This is a genomic window from Clostridium gallinarum (assembly GCF_014836325.1).
Lineage (GTDB): Bacteria > Bacillota > Clostridia > Clostridiales > Clostridiaceae > Clostridium > Clostridium gallinarum.
In genome coordinates this window covers 1-677 of record NZ_JACSQZ010000140.1, presented here as the reverse complement: position 1 = coordinate 677, position 677 = coordinate 1, and the positions used below count along the sequence as shown (strand labels likewise).

The window sequence follows — 677 nt, the reverse complement described above, 5'->3', positions numbered from 1 at the left end:
AAGATATTGTAATATTAAAATAATAACTTACTATACCAACTATCATTAAAATAGTTAACATTATATAATTTTCAAAGCTATTTTTAAAATCAATTAAAGTAATTATAATAGTTAAAGCTAGAAAATATCCTATTAATAAGTTCATATAAAGATCTACTTTCTTCCTTTGGTTATACTCCATAATTACTTTTCACATCCTTTACTACTATACTTTTTCAAAAAACCACTAATTATAATTAATATAACTAAATCAAAAATCAAATTATAAATAAACAGATTACTTATTAAATCTACATCTCCTGATTTTATAGTTGAAATTAATATTTGAACTAATCCTATTGATAATATATAAATTGATACATATTGAAAAAACTTTTTGCTTTTATCTTCTGCTTTAATACCATTTATATATTCTTTTATAAAATATGCTACAAATAAAAAAATATAAATTAAAGAAATACCAAATCCATTTGGTATAAATTTTTCCTTAAGGGAACTCCAAATAGTAAAAAAATAAGATTTTTCACCATAAGGTTTACCTATAATATTTTCGTAATTACCAATATAATTAGGCCTAATTGAATATAAATTATTAGATATTATATCTCCCATTTTTATAAATTTCTTTGGATTTCTTATATAAAACCTGACTATTTCAATGTAAGAATATTTATTAT

General features: G+C 19.2%; 1 protein-coding gene. It reads right to left on the bottom strand.

Annotated features, from left to right (window positions below; genetic code table 11):
- Positions 1-183: 183 nt before the first annotated feature.
- Positions 184-677: glycan biosynthesis hexose transferase WsfD (gene wsfD, locus H9660_RS16165; RefSeq protein WP_479927582.1), on the bottom strand; the 494-nt coding region annotated here is incomplete at its 5' end.